General features: G+C 68.5%; 14 protein-coding genes. 7 read left to right on the top strand and 7 right to left on the bottom strand.

Annotated elements, in window-relative coordinates; genetic code table 11:
* Positions 1-48: 48 nt before the first annotated feature.
* From K6L26_RS24920 to eccCb, 4 genes are all read right to left on the bottom strand, one after another.
* Positions 49-345: a WXG100 family type VII secretion target gene (locus K6L26_RS24920; RefSeq protein ID WP_036390101.1), complete on the bottom strand. Its 297-nt coding sequence runs from the start codon at positions 343-345 to the stop codon at positions 49-51.
* A 12-nt stretch (positions 346-357) separates the two neighbouring features.
* Positions 358-681, bottom strand: coding sequence for a WXG100 family type VII secretion target (locus K6L26_RS24925; RefSeq protein ID WP_043367875.1), 324 nt, complete (start codon positions 679-681; stop codon positions 358-360).
* A 78-nt stretch (positions 682-759) separates the two neighbouring features.
* Positions 760-1908 (bottom strand): type VII secretion-associated protein, encoded by a 1149-nt coding sequence (locus tag K6L26_RS24930; RefSeq protein ID WP_019343749.1) that lies wholly within the window; start codon positions 1906-1908, stop codon positions 760-762.
* Complete coding sequence (gene eccCb, locus K6L26_RS24935) at positions 1905-5603, bottom strand: type VII secretion protein EccCb (RefSeq protein ID WP_435405375.1); 3699 nt, start codon at positions 5601-5603, stop codon at positions 1905-1907. The genes K6L26_RS24930 and eccCb overlap by 4 nt, the downstream gene beginning before the upstream one ends.
* A 169-nt stretch (positions 5604-5772) precedes the next feature.
* Between eccCb and eccD the strand changes: the two genes are divergently transcribed.
* Together eccD and mycP are read left to right on the top strand one after the other, a co-directional pair.
* Positions 5773-7119 (top strand): type VII secretion integral membrane protein EccD, encoded by a 1347-nt coding sequence (eccD, locus tag K6L26_RS24940; protein ID WP_064897780.1) that lies wholly within the window; start codon positions 5773-5775, stop codon positions 7117-7119.
* On the top strand, positions 7116-8456 hold the full coding sequence (mycP, locus tag K6L26_RS24945; protein WP_221851895.1) for a type VII secretion-associated serine protease mycosin: 1341 nt from the start codon (positions 7116-7118) through the stop codon (positions 8454-8456). The genes eccD and mycP overlap by 4 nt, the downstream gene beginning before the upstream one ends.
* Here the strand turns inward: mycP and eccB are convergent.
* Entirely contained in the window at positions 8409-9812 is a 1404-nt protein-coding gene (gene eccB, locus K6L26_RS24950) for a type VII secretion protein EccB (protein WP_221851897.1), read from the bottom strand. The genes mycP and eccB overlap by 48 nt on opposite strands.
* A 65-nt stretch (positions 9813-9877) precedes the next feature.
* Positions 9878-10429 (bottom strand): CGNR zinc finger domain-containing protein, encoded by a 552-nt coding sequence (locus K6L26_RS24955; RefSeq protein WP_043367495.1) that lies wholly within the window; start codon positions 10427-10429, stop codon positions 9878-9880.
* A 92-nt stretch (positions 10430-10521) separates the two neighbouring features.
* Here K6L26_RS24955 and K6L26_RS24960 point away from each other — a divergent pair, with 92 nt between their 5' ends.
* The 5 genes from K6L26_RS24960 (at position 10522) to K6L26_RS24980 (ending at position 14411) form a co-directional block, all read left to right on the top strand.
* A complete protein-coding gene (locus tag K6L26_RS24960) occupies positions 10522-11559 on the top strand; it encodes an EamA family transporter (RefSeq protein WP_221851899.1) in 1038 nt (345 codons plus the stop codon).
* A gap of 25 nt (positions 11560-11584) precedes the next feature.
* A complete protein-coding gene (locus K6L26_RS24965) occupies positions 11585-12253 on the top strand; it encodes a cutinase family protein (RefSeq protein ID WP_076111849.1) in 669 nt (222 codons plus the stop codon).
* Between the two features lie 24 nt (positions 12254-12277).
* Positions 12278-12943, top strand: a complete 666-nt coding sequence (locus tag K6L26_RS24970) for a cutinase family protein (protein ID WP_047036378.1) — start codon at positions 12278-12280, stop codon at positions 12941-12943.
* Positions 12944-13018: 75 nt separating this feature from the next.
* A complete protein-coding gene (locus tag K6L26_RS24975) occupies positions 13019-13672 on the top strand; it encodes a cutinase family protein (protein WP_221853466.1) in 654 nt (217 codons plus the stop codon).
* Between the two features lie 91 nt (positions 13673-13763).
* Positions 13764-14411 (top strand): cutinase family protein, encoded by a 648-nt coding sequence (locus K6L26_RS24980; protein ID WP_064897788.1) that lies wholly within the window; start codon positions 13764-13766, stop codon positions 14409-14411.
* Between the two features lie 109 nt (positions 14412-14520).
* On the opposite strand, the gene truA is transcribed toward K6L26_RS24980, so the two are convergent.
* Entirely contained in the window at positions 14521-15393 is an 873-nt protein-coding gene (gene truA, locus K6L26_RS24985; protein ID WP_221853467.1) for a tRNA pseudouridine(38-40) synthase TruA, read from the bottom strand.
* Positions 15394-15399 lie beyond the last annotated feature (6 nt).

A 15399-nucleotide genomic window follows, 5' to 3' on the forward strand; every position in this document is an offset into this window, starting at 1 on the left:
CGCTCGTCCTCTCCTCCGATCGGGACCGCACAGGCTTTTCCGGTCCGGTCACGCTCCCCATGCGTTGGCCGCGCTGCGGTCGGTGGCCGCCACCTCGTCGGCGCCGTCGCGCACCGCATTGCCGAGAGCGAACAGGATCTCGTTGAGTGCCGCCGCGGCCCGGTTCCACCGCGCCTGTTCGACGGCATAGGCCTGCGCCGCCTCACGGGTCCACACCTGCTGCAAAGGTGCGATTTGCGAACGCAATTCGTCGAGGGCGGCGTTGAAACGGCCGGACGTGGTGTGGATCTCCTGGCGGACCGAGTACTCGATCTCACCGAAGTCGTACGACAGAACCTGATCCATCATGGGCTCCGCTCAGATTCCGTCGCCGACAGTGCCGAGGCGCTGTGCGTGAGCTTCGGCCGCAGCGCGCAACGTGCGCTCGTTGGTGCGGATGGTCTCGGCGATCCGGCTCAATGAGGTGTGCAAGGTCAGCGATTCACCGTTCCAGCGGTCGACCACATCGCGGAAACGTACGGCCGCCGCACCGCCCCACACCGACGAAGGCACGCTGCTCATCTTCTGGATGAAGGTCTGCAGCATGGCCCGGACGTCGTCGTTGAGGACGTCGATCCGGCCGGCCACGCTCGTCATTACGTCAAAGTCGGTGCCCAACGGCCCCGTCGGTCCTGGTGACATATCCTGTGAGTCCTCCAGTGTTGTCTTGCGAGATATACCAATTCGACGCAGGCCGGCCCGGTTCGGTTCCATCGAATTTCAAGATGTCGCATGTGCCGACCGGATGGCTGCCGCGCAGGCCGGCCACACCTCTTCGGTATGCCCCGGTGCGCTCTGGCACCCGATCGCGATCCGCACCGGCCCATCGGTGAACACCGCCCAACGAATCTCTCGGCCGGCACGGACCTCCCGGTAGCTGACCACCGGACGCGCGGCGACAACCGCGGCCGGGTCGAAGTCGGCGAAGACCCCGTCAGGCTGCCCCTGCAGGGCCCGTTTCAGGGTGTCGGCCACCGCGCCGTCCCCGGTCGGCGATTGGGTGAGGTGAATCATCACCTGCGGGTCCTTCGGTGAAACTACCTGGACCCGAGCCGATCCCGGACCGTCGGTGATCTGCTGCACCGTCCACCCGGCCGGGATCTGCACAGCTACCCGCCCCTCGGTCAGAACCGTCATCGCGGCGTGGTCCGCGGGCGCGTCCACACCGGCGAAGGAGATCGCGCCCAGCATCACGGCCAACGCCGTTGCCGCACCGACCATGACCCGACCGGTCGGCGTCCGTGCCCGATCACGGGCCGCCCGGGTGTCGGGTGCGACGAGGGCGTTACACCAGTCCCGGGGATCGACCCGGGTGACGCGCACGCCACGGTGGCCCAGCGCGGTCATCACCGCTGCACCGAGATCCGCTGCGCCCGCGACGCCGTCGGGGACATCGACGGCCACCTCGACCGATGTCCCTGCGAGATCGAATACGGTGCGTACCACGATCTCCGGATCCAGATCCTGCTCGGTGTGACGAGCCAGGGTGATGCTGCGGGCATCCCTGGCCGTGACGATGACGAGGTCGTCGGCGATCTCGACCACGGCCCAGGACGTTGCGGTCAGCGCCGCCCCCACGGCCTGAGCCCGCCGCGTCACGACAACGTCGGCGCCCGAAGCGGCGGCGGCAGATCGCACTCGATCACAGCGTTGGGCGCTCCACCACGTCGGGCAGACCAGGGTGATGTTTCGCCACTGCGCGGCCGCGGTATCGAGCACCTGCTCCCACAAATCCGAAACCGGCACCGGTCGGTCGTCGACCAAGACCAGCTCGTCGTCGATGCCGGCCACCGCGACCACGGCGAGGTCGCAGACCGGCTCGGGCCCATACACACTCACCGGACCGACCTCGACGACCGCCGATGTCACGACACATCCGCCCCGTCGGCGAGCGCGACCTGAACGAGTTGCTCGGGTGCCGCCCGGGTCACCAGCGTGCCGCGTCCGGGCGGAAGTCGCACCGGGCGCGCCGATCCCAGCAGCACACCCTCATCGGGATTCGCGCTCATCATCAGGCCCATGCAGCCGAGGTCCTTGACCGCCGCCAGCACCGGATCGAACATCGCCCGCGCCGCACCGCCCGAACGTCGCGCGAGTAGCAGATGCAGTCCGAGGTCACGCGCATGCGGTAGGTAGGGCAACAGCGGCGAGAGCGGATTGGTGGTTCCGGTGACCACCAGGTCGTAATCGTCGACGACGACGTAGAGTTCGGGGCCACACCACCACGAGCGGTCACGCAGCTGCCGCTGGGTCACCTCGGGGCCGGGCATCCGGCTGCGCAGTGTCTCGAGCACTCTGGGCAGCACGGCGTCCAGCGCCGCGACCGAGGCCGCGTAACCGGCCAGATGCTGCGATTCGACGGTTCCCAGCAGAGCACGCCGAAAGTCCACGATGAGCACTTGGACGCCGGACGGATCGTTGCCGTCGACGAGATTGCGGCACAGGGTGCGCAAGGTCGTGGACTTGCCACAGCCGCTGTCCCCCAGGATCACCAGATCGGGTTGTGCGGCGAAATCAAGTGTCACCGGGGCCAGTTCGCGTTCGCCCAGGCCAAGCAGCACGTCGGTCGTGGGCCGTTTCGGCCGCGTCGCCGCCAGCTCGGCCCCGCGCACACACGCCGGCAGCAGCCGGACCGCGGGTGCGCGGGCATCGCCGTACTGCACTCGCAGGACATCACCGGTGCCGGCCAGCGCCGTAGCCATTCCGGTGTCGCGCGCCCGGCCGTCAAGGCGCGGCAGCGCGATCAGGAACTCGCGTCCCTCACGCGTCAGACCTAGCCCCGGTGCGCTCTGAGCCAGCTGCCTGGCGCGTTTTCGGTCCATCTCCGATTCCGCCGGATCACCCAGACGCAACTCGATGCGGGTCCCCAGCTGATCCTTGAGTGCCGGGCGGAACTCCGCCCACCGCGACGCCGTCAGCACCACATGGACTCCGAGCGAAAGCCCCTGTACCGCAAGAGCGGTGATCGATGACTCCAGAGATTCGTACTCGCCGCGAAACGTCGACCACCCGTCGATGACCAGGAACACATCACCGAATGGATCGTCGAACTCCCCCGCGCGGCGACGGGCCCGGTACTCGGCGATGGAACCGACACCGAGAGCGGTGAAGCGCGCCTCGCGGGCACCGACCAACGCCTGCAGCTCCGCTACCGTGCGCCGGACCAGATCGGTATCGGCGCGTCCGGCCACCGCCCCGACATGCGGAAGCGCCCGTAGCGCGCTCAACGCCCCGCCGCCGAAGTCCAATCCGTAGATCGCGACGTCGCGGGGATGATGGGTGGCCGCCAACGCCACCACCAAAGTCTTGACCGCCGTCGACTTCCCGGACTGGGGGCCGCCGACGATCGCCACGTTGCCGTTGGCGGCGCCCAGTGCCAGCATCAGGCGGTCCCGTCGCTGCTCGAAGGGACAGTCGACCAACCCGACCGCGACCGTCAGCGTTTCGTGATCCGACAGCAGCACATCGCTGAGCGGAACGGCCCGCGGCAACGGCGGCAACCACACCTGATGTGCCGGTGTGCCGTGGCCGGTCAACCGGTTGACCACCTGGTGCAGAACCGTGGTCGTGGCAGGCGCAGCAATGCGGCGATCGGTCGCCGTTGCGAATCCGGTGAAAAGTCGCGGCTGTACCGCGCCCAACTCTGGTGACACGGGCTGCTCGCGCGTAGGGCACTCGGCCGACACGAACGCGGTCTGGAACCGGATGACCTCTCCGGACGGAGTTCTCAGATAGGCCGCTCCCGGCGTATTGGGCAACTCGTACGCATCGGCAACACCGAGCACCGAGCGAGATTCGCTGGGCGAGAACGTCTTGAGGCAGACCCGGTAGGACAGGTGGCTCTCCAGCCCCCGCAACCTGCCCTCGTCGAGGCGCTGGCTGGCCAACAGCAAGTGGATTCCCAGCGACCGTCCGAGCCGGCCGATCGCCACGAACAGTTCGGCGAAGTCCGGGTGCTGCTGCAGCAGTTCGGAGAACTCGTCGACCACGATCAGCAGGGCCGGCAACGCGGGCAGATCGGCCCGGCGCCGGTACTCGGCGATGTTGGCCAGGTTCCCGGCTGCCCGCAGCAGCTCCTGACGGCGGGTGATCTCCCCGGCCAGGGCGTCGGCCATCCGAGTGACCAGCGGCGCCTCCTGCGCCAGGTTGGTGATCAGCGCGCTGACGTGGTTCACAGTGTTCAATCCGAGAAACGTTGCCCCGCCCTTGAAATCGACGAGGACGAGGTTGAGCTCCTCGGGCGAATGGGTGGTGATCAGACCCAACACCAGTGTGCGCAGGAACTCCGATTTCCCTGAGCCGGTGGCCCCGACGCACAGCCCATGCGGCCCCATGCCGCCATGTGCGGCTTCCTTCAGGTCGAGATGCAGCGCGGTGCCGTCCGCACAGCGGCCGACCGGAACCCGGAGGAACCGCTGCGGCTCCGATGAGAACCAGACACTGCGCGGATGGATTCGTCCAGGATCCTCGATGCCTATCAGCGCCGGCCAGGCGGAGTCGTCGGCCGTGTCAGCCGCACGGAAGCGCGCCAATCTGCGGGCACAGGTGAGGGCCTGCTCCTGGGACATCTGATCGGGTCGCGCCGGGGCGCCTTCGCAGTGCACCACATCGGAGTCCAGGTCCAGATGCAGATCGCAATCCGTCGCGTCGGCGCCGGGACCGGCAACGACCAACAGCGTCACACCGGGGCCCGGGGTGGGCACCGCAGCCGAGTCGGAGTCGACGATGACAACGGTGTGCACCGTGGGCGCCGCGGGCGGCAACTCGGCCAAGGTGTGCAGCCGCAACGCGCTGATCTCGCCACTACTGTCGGTAACTGCTTGGTGGCCAAGCCATTTCAGCCATTCCCAGTGCGCGACGGTCCCGCCGTCGATGACGGCCGCGATGCGCAGGTGTCGCGGGCTGTGTGCAGTGGCCAGCTGACAGACCACGGCGCGTAGCAGGGCGCGGACCGTGCCGGCCGCACCGCCCAGTGTCACGTGAGCCAGCCCGCACAGGTTCAGCGTCACCGGCGCGTCGGCCACCGTCGAGCGACGTCGGACCAACTGTGCCAGAGCCGATACCGTTACCGGATCCGCATCGTGGCCCGGATCGGCGGCGGCGGTCACCAGCCGTGGGGACAGCGAGCGCTCCCCCACTCCGATCCGCACCACACAGAAGTCGGGGCCACCGGGGCGGCGCCGCCACATCCACTCACTGCCGGCCAGCGTCCACAGTTGTCCGGGGTCCGGATGTTCCGCATGCAGGCCCAACCACTGTGCGCGGCCGGTTTCCCCGGCCACGGCGTCGATCCCGTCGAGATAGCGCAGATACTCGCAGCGGTCGCGGTGGATCTGCTGCGCCCGGCCGTTGCCTTTCAAACTGTAGGCCACCGTGCCGATCGCCGACATCGCCATCATGACCGGGAACATCGTGGCTGCCGGGCCGCGACTGGCAGCCGCTCCAGAGGTGACGTACACGGCGATCATGCCGAGCACCGCCACTACGAGCACCAGCGGCAGCAACCTGGCCAGTGGGCCGGTCGGGGTGTGAAGCGGCAGCGCGGGTGGCGCGTCGATCACCATCTCCCCGGTCGACGGCTCCAGTGCTTGCGGTGTGTGGCTGGTGTCCATCGACTTTTGGACGCACGCCGGGCCCTTCGGGTTCCCAGTTGTCACCGAAATTTTGGTGCGCCGGCACCTCGGCCCGTTCGGTTAGCGTGAGATGTATCGGCGTCAACCGGGGGGTGATGCGATGCCGGATTCCTTGTGCCACGTGTCGGTTCACTGCGGCCCGCCGCCCGGGGTTCAGCGAGTCGCCACAGTCGATTTGGCCTTACCCGCCGCGATGACCGTGGCCGAACTGCTGCCCTGGATCGTCGACATTCTCGGCGTCTCCGACGGCACACCACGGCATTGGCGGCTGGCGCGACTCGGCGGTGACGGGCTGGACACCTCAGCAACCCTGATGCAGAACGATATTCATGACGGCGATATTCTGGTCCTGACCGAAGCCTGCGGCCGGCCCCCATTCGAGCGGCCACTGACCGCCGCGTTGGCCGTGGGCTCGGCCGATGATCCCCTGCCCGCCGGACTGCGGGTCGCTGCCTGCCTGTGGGCCTGCGCGCTGGGCCTCGTGGCCCTGGCGTGGGCGGGGATCGGCAGCGCCGGATGGAGTCGTATCGCCACTGCAGCGGTGGTTGCCGTCACCATAACCGCTGTCGCGGTGTCCGCATCGCGCTTGAGGCTGGGTCCGCACGTGACCGCAACGCTCAACGTCGCCGCCGTGGCATTCGCGGGGACACTCGGATTTCTCGTGGTCCCCGCCGGGCCCGCCTCGGCGAACTTCTTCCTGGCTGCCACAGCGGCGGCGTCGTTGGGCGTGCTGTTGATCCGGACGTCGCCTTGCGGCAGAGCACTCCTGCTCGCGGTAGTCACCGGGGCCGGGGCGCTGTCGTTGGCGACCGGGATCTCAGTGCTGTGGGCTGTACCCGCGCCCGCGGTGGGCGCGATGGTGAGCGCCGTCGGCCTCGGATTGCTGCCGCTGACCCCGCGGTTGTCCATCGCGCTGGCGGGCCTTACCCCCATGGTTCCGGGACTTCCAGGAGGCGATCGAGACTCATTGGCCGACAACAAATCCGACGACGACACACATGTCGTACTCGGACATCGCAATCTCGTGGGCCTGGTCGCAGGCGGTGCGGCTGCGGGCGCGCTGGGAACCACGATCCTGGCACTCTCCGGTTTTCGTCAGGTCACCGCCGTCGAGGTGGCCTTCGCCGCTGCTGTCGGCGTGGCGCTGCTCCTGCGATCCCGCACCTATGCCTCGGGCCACTGCCGCGCCGTCACCATCAGCTGCGGAGTCCTGTCCCTCACAGCGGCTTTCGCACTCGTGGTGGTCGGAACTCCCGCACACGGCAGCTGGATCGGCATCGCCGCGGTGGGCGCCGGCGTCGCCGCGCTCTGGCCGGTCACCGTCCAGAGTCCCGTGGCGTCGCGAATCGCCGACATCATCGAATACGCGGCGCTGGCCGCAGTGGTGCCGCTGGCATGTTGGCTCGCCGGTGTATTCGACGTCCTGCGTGAGTTGGGGCTGCGGTGAACCGGTCCGGGCGATTGGCCGCAACGCTGATCACCGGGCTTCCGCTGTTGGCCATCGGGCCGGCCTCGGCGATCGAGCCGCCGACCGTCCTACCGCCCGCGGTGGATTCCACCTTGCTTCCCCCGCCGGCGCCGCCGGGACCCGTCGGGCCCGCGAAACAACGTCAGCCCTGCTACCGATCGGCGCCCGGCGCCTCGGATACGGGCGGTAGCCCGCTGAATCTGGACGCGGTATGGGCGCTCACCCGCGGTGAGGGCCAGACGATCGCGGTGATCGACACCGGGGTGGCCAGGCACCGACTCCTACCACGCCTGCACGGTGGCGGCGACTACGTATCCGGAAGCGACGGAACCGCGGATTGCGATGGGCACGGCACTATCGTCGCCGGAATCGCCGCCGGCGCACCGAGTGCCGGGTTCAGCGGCGTTGCACCAGATGCCGACGTGCTGGCCATCCGGCAATCCAGCAACAAGTTCGCCGCTGATGGCGCAGCGAGCGGCGTGGGCGACGTCCACACCCTCGCCATGGCGGTACGGACCGCGGCCGACCTCGGCGCCACCGTCATCAACATCTCGTCGGTGGCATGCGTGCCGGCCGACGCCGCACCCGACGACCGCGCCCTCGGCGCCGCGCTGAGCTATGCCGTCGACGTACGCAACGTCGTGGTGGTGGTCGCGGCGGGCAACGTCGGCGCAGGCTGCACTCAGCAGGAGGGCCGCCTCGGCCAGGTGGGCGTGCCCGACTGGAACAACGTGCGCTCGGTGTCCAGCCCGGCCTGGTACGACGATCTGGTGCTGGCGGTGGGCTCTGTCGGATCCGACGGCGCCGCATCGGCTTTCAGCTTGGCGGGCCCGTGGGTGGATGTGGCCGCGCCCGGGGAGAACCTGGTGTCGCTGCATCCCGACGGTGCGCAGTTGATCGACACGATCGGCCGCGATGCCCCGATATCCGGAACCAGTTATGCCGCACCGGTAGTCGCGGGTGTCGCCGCGCTCGTGCGCTCTCGGTTCCCGCAACTGAGCGCGCGGGAGGTGATGCGTCGCATCGAAGACACCGCACACAGGCCCGCCGAGGGCTGGAATTCGCACGTCGGTAACGGTGTGGTCGACGCCATGGCCGCGGTCAGCGACAGTACTTCACCGCCGGCCTCCACCGCGACCAGTCCGGCGTCGGTGACACCCACGGTGTACCCGCCGACCGATTCCGCGCCTCGGCGTATCGCCTTCGGCGGTGCTGCGGTGTGCATCGCCCTGACCGTGTTGACCGCGGTAACCCTGACAGCCAACCGGTTACGCCGGCGCGGCTACGACGCCGGGGACCACGTCCCGCACGACTGAGGCCGCGTCCGGGTCGAGTTCGGGTCCGCGTGGCAGCCCGGCCAGCATGGGCCACGGTGCGGGGACGACGCCGGTTCCCAGGCCGACGCGTTCGGCGGTCTGCGGGTCACGAATCCCGAACAGCACGCCGAGGTCGTTCAACAGATACAGCGGTCCACCTACGGTCGTACCGCGGACCAGACTGCCGGCTTGTAGCAGGACACTGCGGCCTGCCGAGATGTGCACGCGGTCGATGTTCGGCCCGGCACCGTCTGCCTGAGCCAGCAGAATGCCGGCAGTAGGCAATGAATCAGACAGCACCACAGTGGTGTTCGTGTCAGGTCCGGGTTGTCTCGGGTCCCAACGGGCGCACACCGTCGCGCGCCCGCCAGGCAGGACCTGATCCGGGAACCGGGCCACCGCGAGGCTGTCGGCGACCGGTACGTCGGCCACCACGTCCGCGGGCACAACAGGGGGTTCGTCATCGGACTGCGCCACGCTGAAGCGGATGACATCCGCCGCCACCCTGCCGATGCGTTGCAGCCCGTCGGAGAGCACCACATAGAACTCGGCGGGCCCGGCACGCACCACGCGTACGACCGTGCCCACGGCGATTCCTCCCAGTGCGGCCGGTCCCCGCGCGCCCATCCCCGCGATCAGCGGCGCCTTCAGGGCGGGCGCCTCAGGCACAACGTCCAACAGAGCTTGCGAAACCGGCTGGACCGGAACACCTTCCAGGCGTAGGGCGCGAACCACGGCGATGTCACGAAGGTCCACTCGAGCCCGCCAGCCGTCGATGAGCAGATAGGTCGCGGCTCCCACGGCGCGCGCCGATACCAACAGCCCCTGCCCGCCGCGTAACGGCGAGGCCTGCCGATCCGTCCGGCCGGCCACCAGCACTGTCTCGGCGGGCTCGGCGACATCGCATATCTCCCAGCCCGACTCGTCGAGGTCCAGCGGCCGGCCGATCTGCATCGGCGCCCCGGGTATGCCGACCAGGGGCCCACGCCGGAACTTCGCAATCACCGCGTCATCGACCACAACGGGATTCGCCGGACTACCGACGATCAGCCGGGCCGAGACGAGGTTGGCCACCGGATGCACGGTGTCGTCGATCCGCACGTACAGCGCACCGGTGTCGCGCGCCATCAGGATCGGCGCGTCTCCCGGCGCCGAGCCCGGGCGCATCAATGCGAGCACCGCACACACCGCGACAGCGATGGCCGTCAGCACACACCCTGCGCCGTACGCGACGGCTTGTGCCCGCAATGGGTCGTCGAGCATGCGAGCGTCACCACGGACGAGCGCGTGTGCCATGCGCCGCAACAGAAATCGATGTCCGCTGAGCTGTAATCGCGTGGCTGGTCGCCGTGCCATATGTCCCCCGTGCGCAACCCTAACCCGGCCTCCGACAGCGCGATTACACCGATTCGGGCAGCGCGCTACTCGGTACGCTGACGCTGCCGGTAAGCCGCGACGTGCTGCCGGTTGCCGCAGTTGCCGGTGTCGCAGAAGATGCGGGAGCGGTTGCGCGACAGGTCGGTCAGCACGGCCTCACAGTCTGGCGCCGCGCAGATCTTGAGGCGGCGCAGTTCGCCGCCACGGATGAGGTCGGCCAGCGCCATCGCCATCTCGGCGCCCATGCGCTGAGCCAGCGGGTCGTCGACCGAGGCCAGGTGCAGGTGCCATTCGGGCATCTCCTTGTGCCGGGTCAGCCATGGCGACGCCTTGGTATCGCTCAGGAGGGCATTGACCCGACGGACCGCTTCCTCCTCGTCGTCGGCCACCGCCCAGATCTCACCGAGGCGGGTGCGCAGTGCGCGGACAGCCTTCAATTCGGCGTCGTCGCGGTCACGCCGGCCGGTCCAGCCGAAGTCATCCAGGTAGGCGCTCAGATCGGACTGGTCAGCCAGTTGTTCGCCTTCTACCCGATCGGTGTTCACCAACACCATCGCAGCCCGGAGCGTGAGCTCCGTGTCATAGGTAAAAAGCATTTGACTCATGACCCCCTGTCCCAGTAGCGTCCACCTTAATGTCACTACCGTAACCAATTTTGCTCATGACATGCTCCGGGGGACGTGTACCGATGACTGCCGATGCCCAGCTCGACCGCACAACCGCCGATAACCACTTCCGGCTCGGCCTCCTGTTCGCCGTCAGCTCCGCGCTCACATTCGGCTCATCGGGCCCTTTCGCCAAGGCCCTGATGGAAGCCGGCTGGAGTCCCACCGCGGCCGTGACGGCCCGGCTCGCCGGCGGCGCGGTCATGATGGCCGCCTTCGCCGGTGTTGTCCGTCCCGGATGGGTTCGCGAGGTGCTCGGGCATGCCAAGACCGTCGTGGGCTACGGCCTGATCCCGATCGCCGGTGCCCAGCTCTGCTACTACAACGCCGTCGCGCACCTGTCGGTCGGTGTGGCGCTGCTGCTGGAGTACACCGCACCGATCCTGGTCGTCGGCTGGGTCTGGGCCACCACCCGCCGGCGCCCCAGTGCCATGACCTTCGGCGGTGTGGCGCTCGCCATCCTCGGCATCGTCCTGGTACTCGACGTGTTCAGCGGCGCCCACATCAACCTCCTAGGGGTGAGTTGGGGGCTGGCCGCCGCGGTATGCGCCGCCTGCTACTTCATGATGTCCAACCAGGCCAGCACCGACGGAGACGGGCTCAGCCCGATCAGCCTGGCCACCGGGGGCCTGATCGTCGGCACCGCCGCGGTCGCCCTGCTCGGCGTCACCGGCGTGATGCCACTGACCTTCACCACCAACCCCGTGACCCTTGCCGGACACACCACCGCATGGCTGGTTCCGGTGATCGCCCTGGGCCTGATCCCCACCGCCCTGGCCTACACCCTCGGCATCGTCGGGATCGCACGGCTCAAGCCACGTTTCGCCTCACTGGTCGGGCTGTCCGAAGTGCTGTTCGCGGTCCTGATCGCCTGGGTCATGCTCGGCGAAGCGATGTCGGTGAGCCAGGCGATCGGCGGCGCCGTGGTGCTGGTCGGGCTGGCCGTGGCCCGGCAAGGCGATCGCAGCGAGCAGGCGAGCCCACGGGAGGCCACCCAGATCGAGCTGGCGACCTGGCCCGATCTCGCTCTGCAGGAGAAGGCGGAGCGGGCAAACGATTAGCCGCGGCTAACCATTTTGTGTGAATATGTCCCCCGTGAGTCTCCTCCGGAAGTCGGCCCGGGTGGCCGCGATCGTCTCAACCCTGGTCAGTGCGGCTTTCCCGCTGGCACTCGCCGCGCCGGCCGCGGCGGCGCCGTGCTCCGACATCGAGGTCATCTTCGCCCGCGGAACCAATGACGCACCTGATCTGGGCCGCCCGGGGCAGGCTTTCGCCGACGCGCTGCGCTCGCAGGTAGGCGGTCGCACGGTATCCACCTACGGGGTGAACTACCCCGCCAGCTACGACTTCCTGGCCGCCGCCGACGGCGCGGCCGACGCGGCCAATCGGATCGCCACGCTGGCCTCGACCTGCCCGTCCACCCGCGTCGTGCTCGGTGGCTACTCGCAGGGCGCCGCAGTGGTGGACATGCTGGCCGGCATCCCGCCCCTGGGCAACCGGGTCGGGGAGATCGGTTCGGCACCGCCGCTGGCGGCCGAGCTGGTGCCGCAGATCGCCGCGGTGGTGGCCTTCGGGAACCCCTCCGCCAAATTCGGGATCCCGCTCACCTCATCGGTGTTCGGCGGCAAGGCGATCGACCTCTGCAAGGACGGGGACCCGATCTGCTCACGCGGCCGGAACCCATTCGCGCACAGCGACTACGTGACATCAGGCATGGCGGATCAGGCGGCAAACTTCGTCGCGGGAATCGTCTGATCGCTCGAGACGTTAGGATTCGGTGTGGCCATTGATCTTGTTCGTCGCTGCACCGTGTTCGTGGCGGCCGCGCTCACCGCTGCCGCCGCAATCGTCGCACCGGTTGCGGTGCCCTCCATGTCCTCGGGTCTGCCTGCGGCTTCGGCCGCATGCCCGGACATCGAGGTGGTCTTCGCCCGCGGGACGAATGACACCCCCGGCCTGGGCCGGATCGGCAATGCGTTCGTCAGTTCGCTACGCAACAAGGTCGGCGGCCGTTCCGTCGGCGCCTACGCGGTGAACTACCCCGCCAGCTACGACTTCCTGGCCGCGGCAGGCGGCGCCAACGACGCCTCCGGGCACATTCAGTGGATGGTGGACAACTGCCCCGACACCCGGCTGGTGCTCGGTGGCTACTCCCAGGGCGCCGCGGTGATCGACGTGATCGCCGCCGTCCCCTTCCCGGCTGTCGGCTTCACCGCGCCGCTACCGCCGAACGTCCCCGAACACGTCGCCGCGGTGGCCGTCTTCGGCAACCCGTCCGCCAAGCTCGGGCTGCCACTGACCGCCAGCCCGGTGTACGGGTCCCGCGCGATCGACCTGTGCAACCCCGGCGACCCGGTCTGCGGCGACGGCGACAGCGTGCCCGCACACCGCGCATACGAAGGCCCGGCCAACGATGCCGCGAACTTCGTGGCCGGTCTGTTGTAGTCGACGTCGGCTACCATCGCTGAGGTGGTCGAACATTCCACTGAATACCATGCCGCCCGACCTTTTCGGCGCTGGATGGGTGTGGCCGCCGTCATCGCGGCGGCAGTAGCGCTCCTGCCGGTCGTCTCCGCCGGCCATGTCGGCTCGGTCGCGGTGGCAAACGCCGCCCCGTGCCCTCCGGTCGAGGTCGTATTCGCCCGCGGCCGTACCGAACCCGCCGGCACCGGCACCCTCGGCAATGCCTTTGTCAACGCGCTGCGCTCTCGCGTCGACAAGAACATCGGCGTCTACGCCGTCCGCTACCCGGCCGACACCGAGGTGGACATCGGCGCCAACGACATGAGCGGCCATATCCAATACATGATGAACAACTGTCCCGACACCCGACTGGTGATCGGCGGGTATTCGCTGGGCGCGGCGGTCGCCGATGTGGTGCTGGCCGTTCCGTTCACCGGCTTCGGCTTCAAGACCCCGCTCCCGGCAGGCGCCGACGAGCACATCGCCGCGGTCGCGCTGTTCGGCAACGGCGCCGCGTGGGTCGGCCCCATCACGCGCTTCAGTCCGATCTATTCCGACCGGACCATCGAGTTGTGCCATGGCGCCGATCCGATCTGCAACCCAGCCGACCCGGACACGTGGCGGAACAACTGGCCCGATCACCTGGCCGGCGCCTACATCGACGGTGGAATGGTCAATCAGGCCGCGGATTTCGTGGCCGGCCGCCTCTGACCCGAAAACACTTCGTCGCCGGATCGTTGCCGAACCGGCACCCATTCTCGACGGGCCCGTAAATACCATCTAACCCGTGATTGGCCGTCGCATGTCGGCCGCACTGATCACCGCTCTGTCGACCGTTGTGGCACCAATAGCGGTGGCGCCCAGCATGATCGGCGCTGCACATGCCGTCACGTGCCCACCGGCGGAAGTGGTGTTCGCCCGCGGCCGCATGGAGCCCCCAGGCCCCGGACAAGTCGGTGCCTCGTTCGTCAACGCGCTGCGCACGCTGCGCGGTCCGAATATCGCCCTCTATCCGGTGAAGTACCCGGCGGACACCCAGGTCGACGTGGGCGCCAATGACATGAGTCGCCACGTGCAGTGGATGATGCGCAACTGCCCGAGAACCAAGCTCGTGCTGGGCGGTTACTCACTGGGCGCCGCCGCCACCGACCTGGTTCTGGCCATGCCCATCAAGGCGTTCACCTTCAACAGTCCCCTGCCCGCCGGCGCCGAACGTCACGTAGCAGCGGTGGCGCTGTTCGGTAACGGCGCCAACTGGGCAGCGCCGATCACGCTGTTCAACCCGGCCTACCGCAACCGCACGATCGATCTGTGCCACTCCGATGATCCGATCTGCAACCCCAGCAGCCCCTACAATTGGCGGGCCGGTTGGCAGGATCATCTTGCGCCCGGCTACATCCGCTCGGGCATGGTGGCGCAGGCGGCCAGATTCGTCTCGGCCCGGCTCTGAGGGCTGCAGAAACCTCTGGCCGTGTACCGATTTCTACCCCGGGGTTGCCAAACCTTGAATCCACCCGGGCGGCTACCGCCCTGGAGTAGGAACCGGCGAGCTGCAGCGTTCAGTCGGCCGTTCGCACGTCCCGGGTGATCAGGTTGCGAGCTTCGAGCTGGTCATCGGCTGGGTAATCGACCTGTACCAGCGTCAGCCCCCGGGCAGGGGCAGCCGCGAAATCACTGGATCGACTCGTCTCACTCAAGAGCCCAGCAGTCCACGAAACCGGCCGCCTACCCTCCCCGACCGCCAGCAGCGCACCGACCAGCGAGCGAACCATGTTCCAGCAGAAGGCATCCGCGGTGACATGCGCCGTCACATAGTGGCCATCACGGACCCACTCCAGCCGCTGCAGATCCCGGATCGTAGTGGCGCCCGGTCGATGTCGGCAGAACGCCGCGAAATCGTTGAGCCCGACCAACTCCCGAGACGCGACCGTCATCGCATCAAGGTCGAGCGGCTTCGACCACGGCGTGACGAACCGCGCTTCGGCCGGCTCCACGCCGTAAGGCGCGAGACTCAGCCGGTAGGTGTAGTGCCGGCGAAGCGCCGAGAACCTGGCGTCGAAACCGGCAGGAGCCCGCACGATGTCGCGGATCCGGACGTCGGTCGGCAGCAACCGCGCCAATCGGCGCACCAGCGGGGTGAATTCGGCATCCCCCGGCCGGGTCGTGCGGGGGTATGCGTGCGCGACGGCATCGACGGGGACGTCGACGTGGGCCACCTGACCGGTGGCATGCACCCCGGTGTCGGTACGGCCCGCGGTACGCGTCACCACCGGCGTGCGGAACACCGTCGAGAGCGCCTCGTCGATCACCCCGGCGACCGTGCGCTGACCCGCCTGCACCGCCCAGCCGGCGAAATCGGTCCCGTCATACGCGATGTCGAGCCGCAGGCGGACTAATGCGACATGCCCGCCACCGGAATCGATGGCGGGCATGTCGTT

The organism is Mycobacterium farcinogenes, from assembly GCF_019739075.1.
GTDB lineage: Bacteria > Actinomycetota > Actinomycetes > Mycobacteriales > Mycobacteriaceae > Mycobacterium > Mycobacterium senegalense.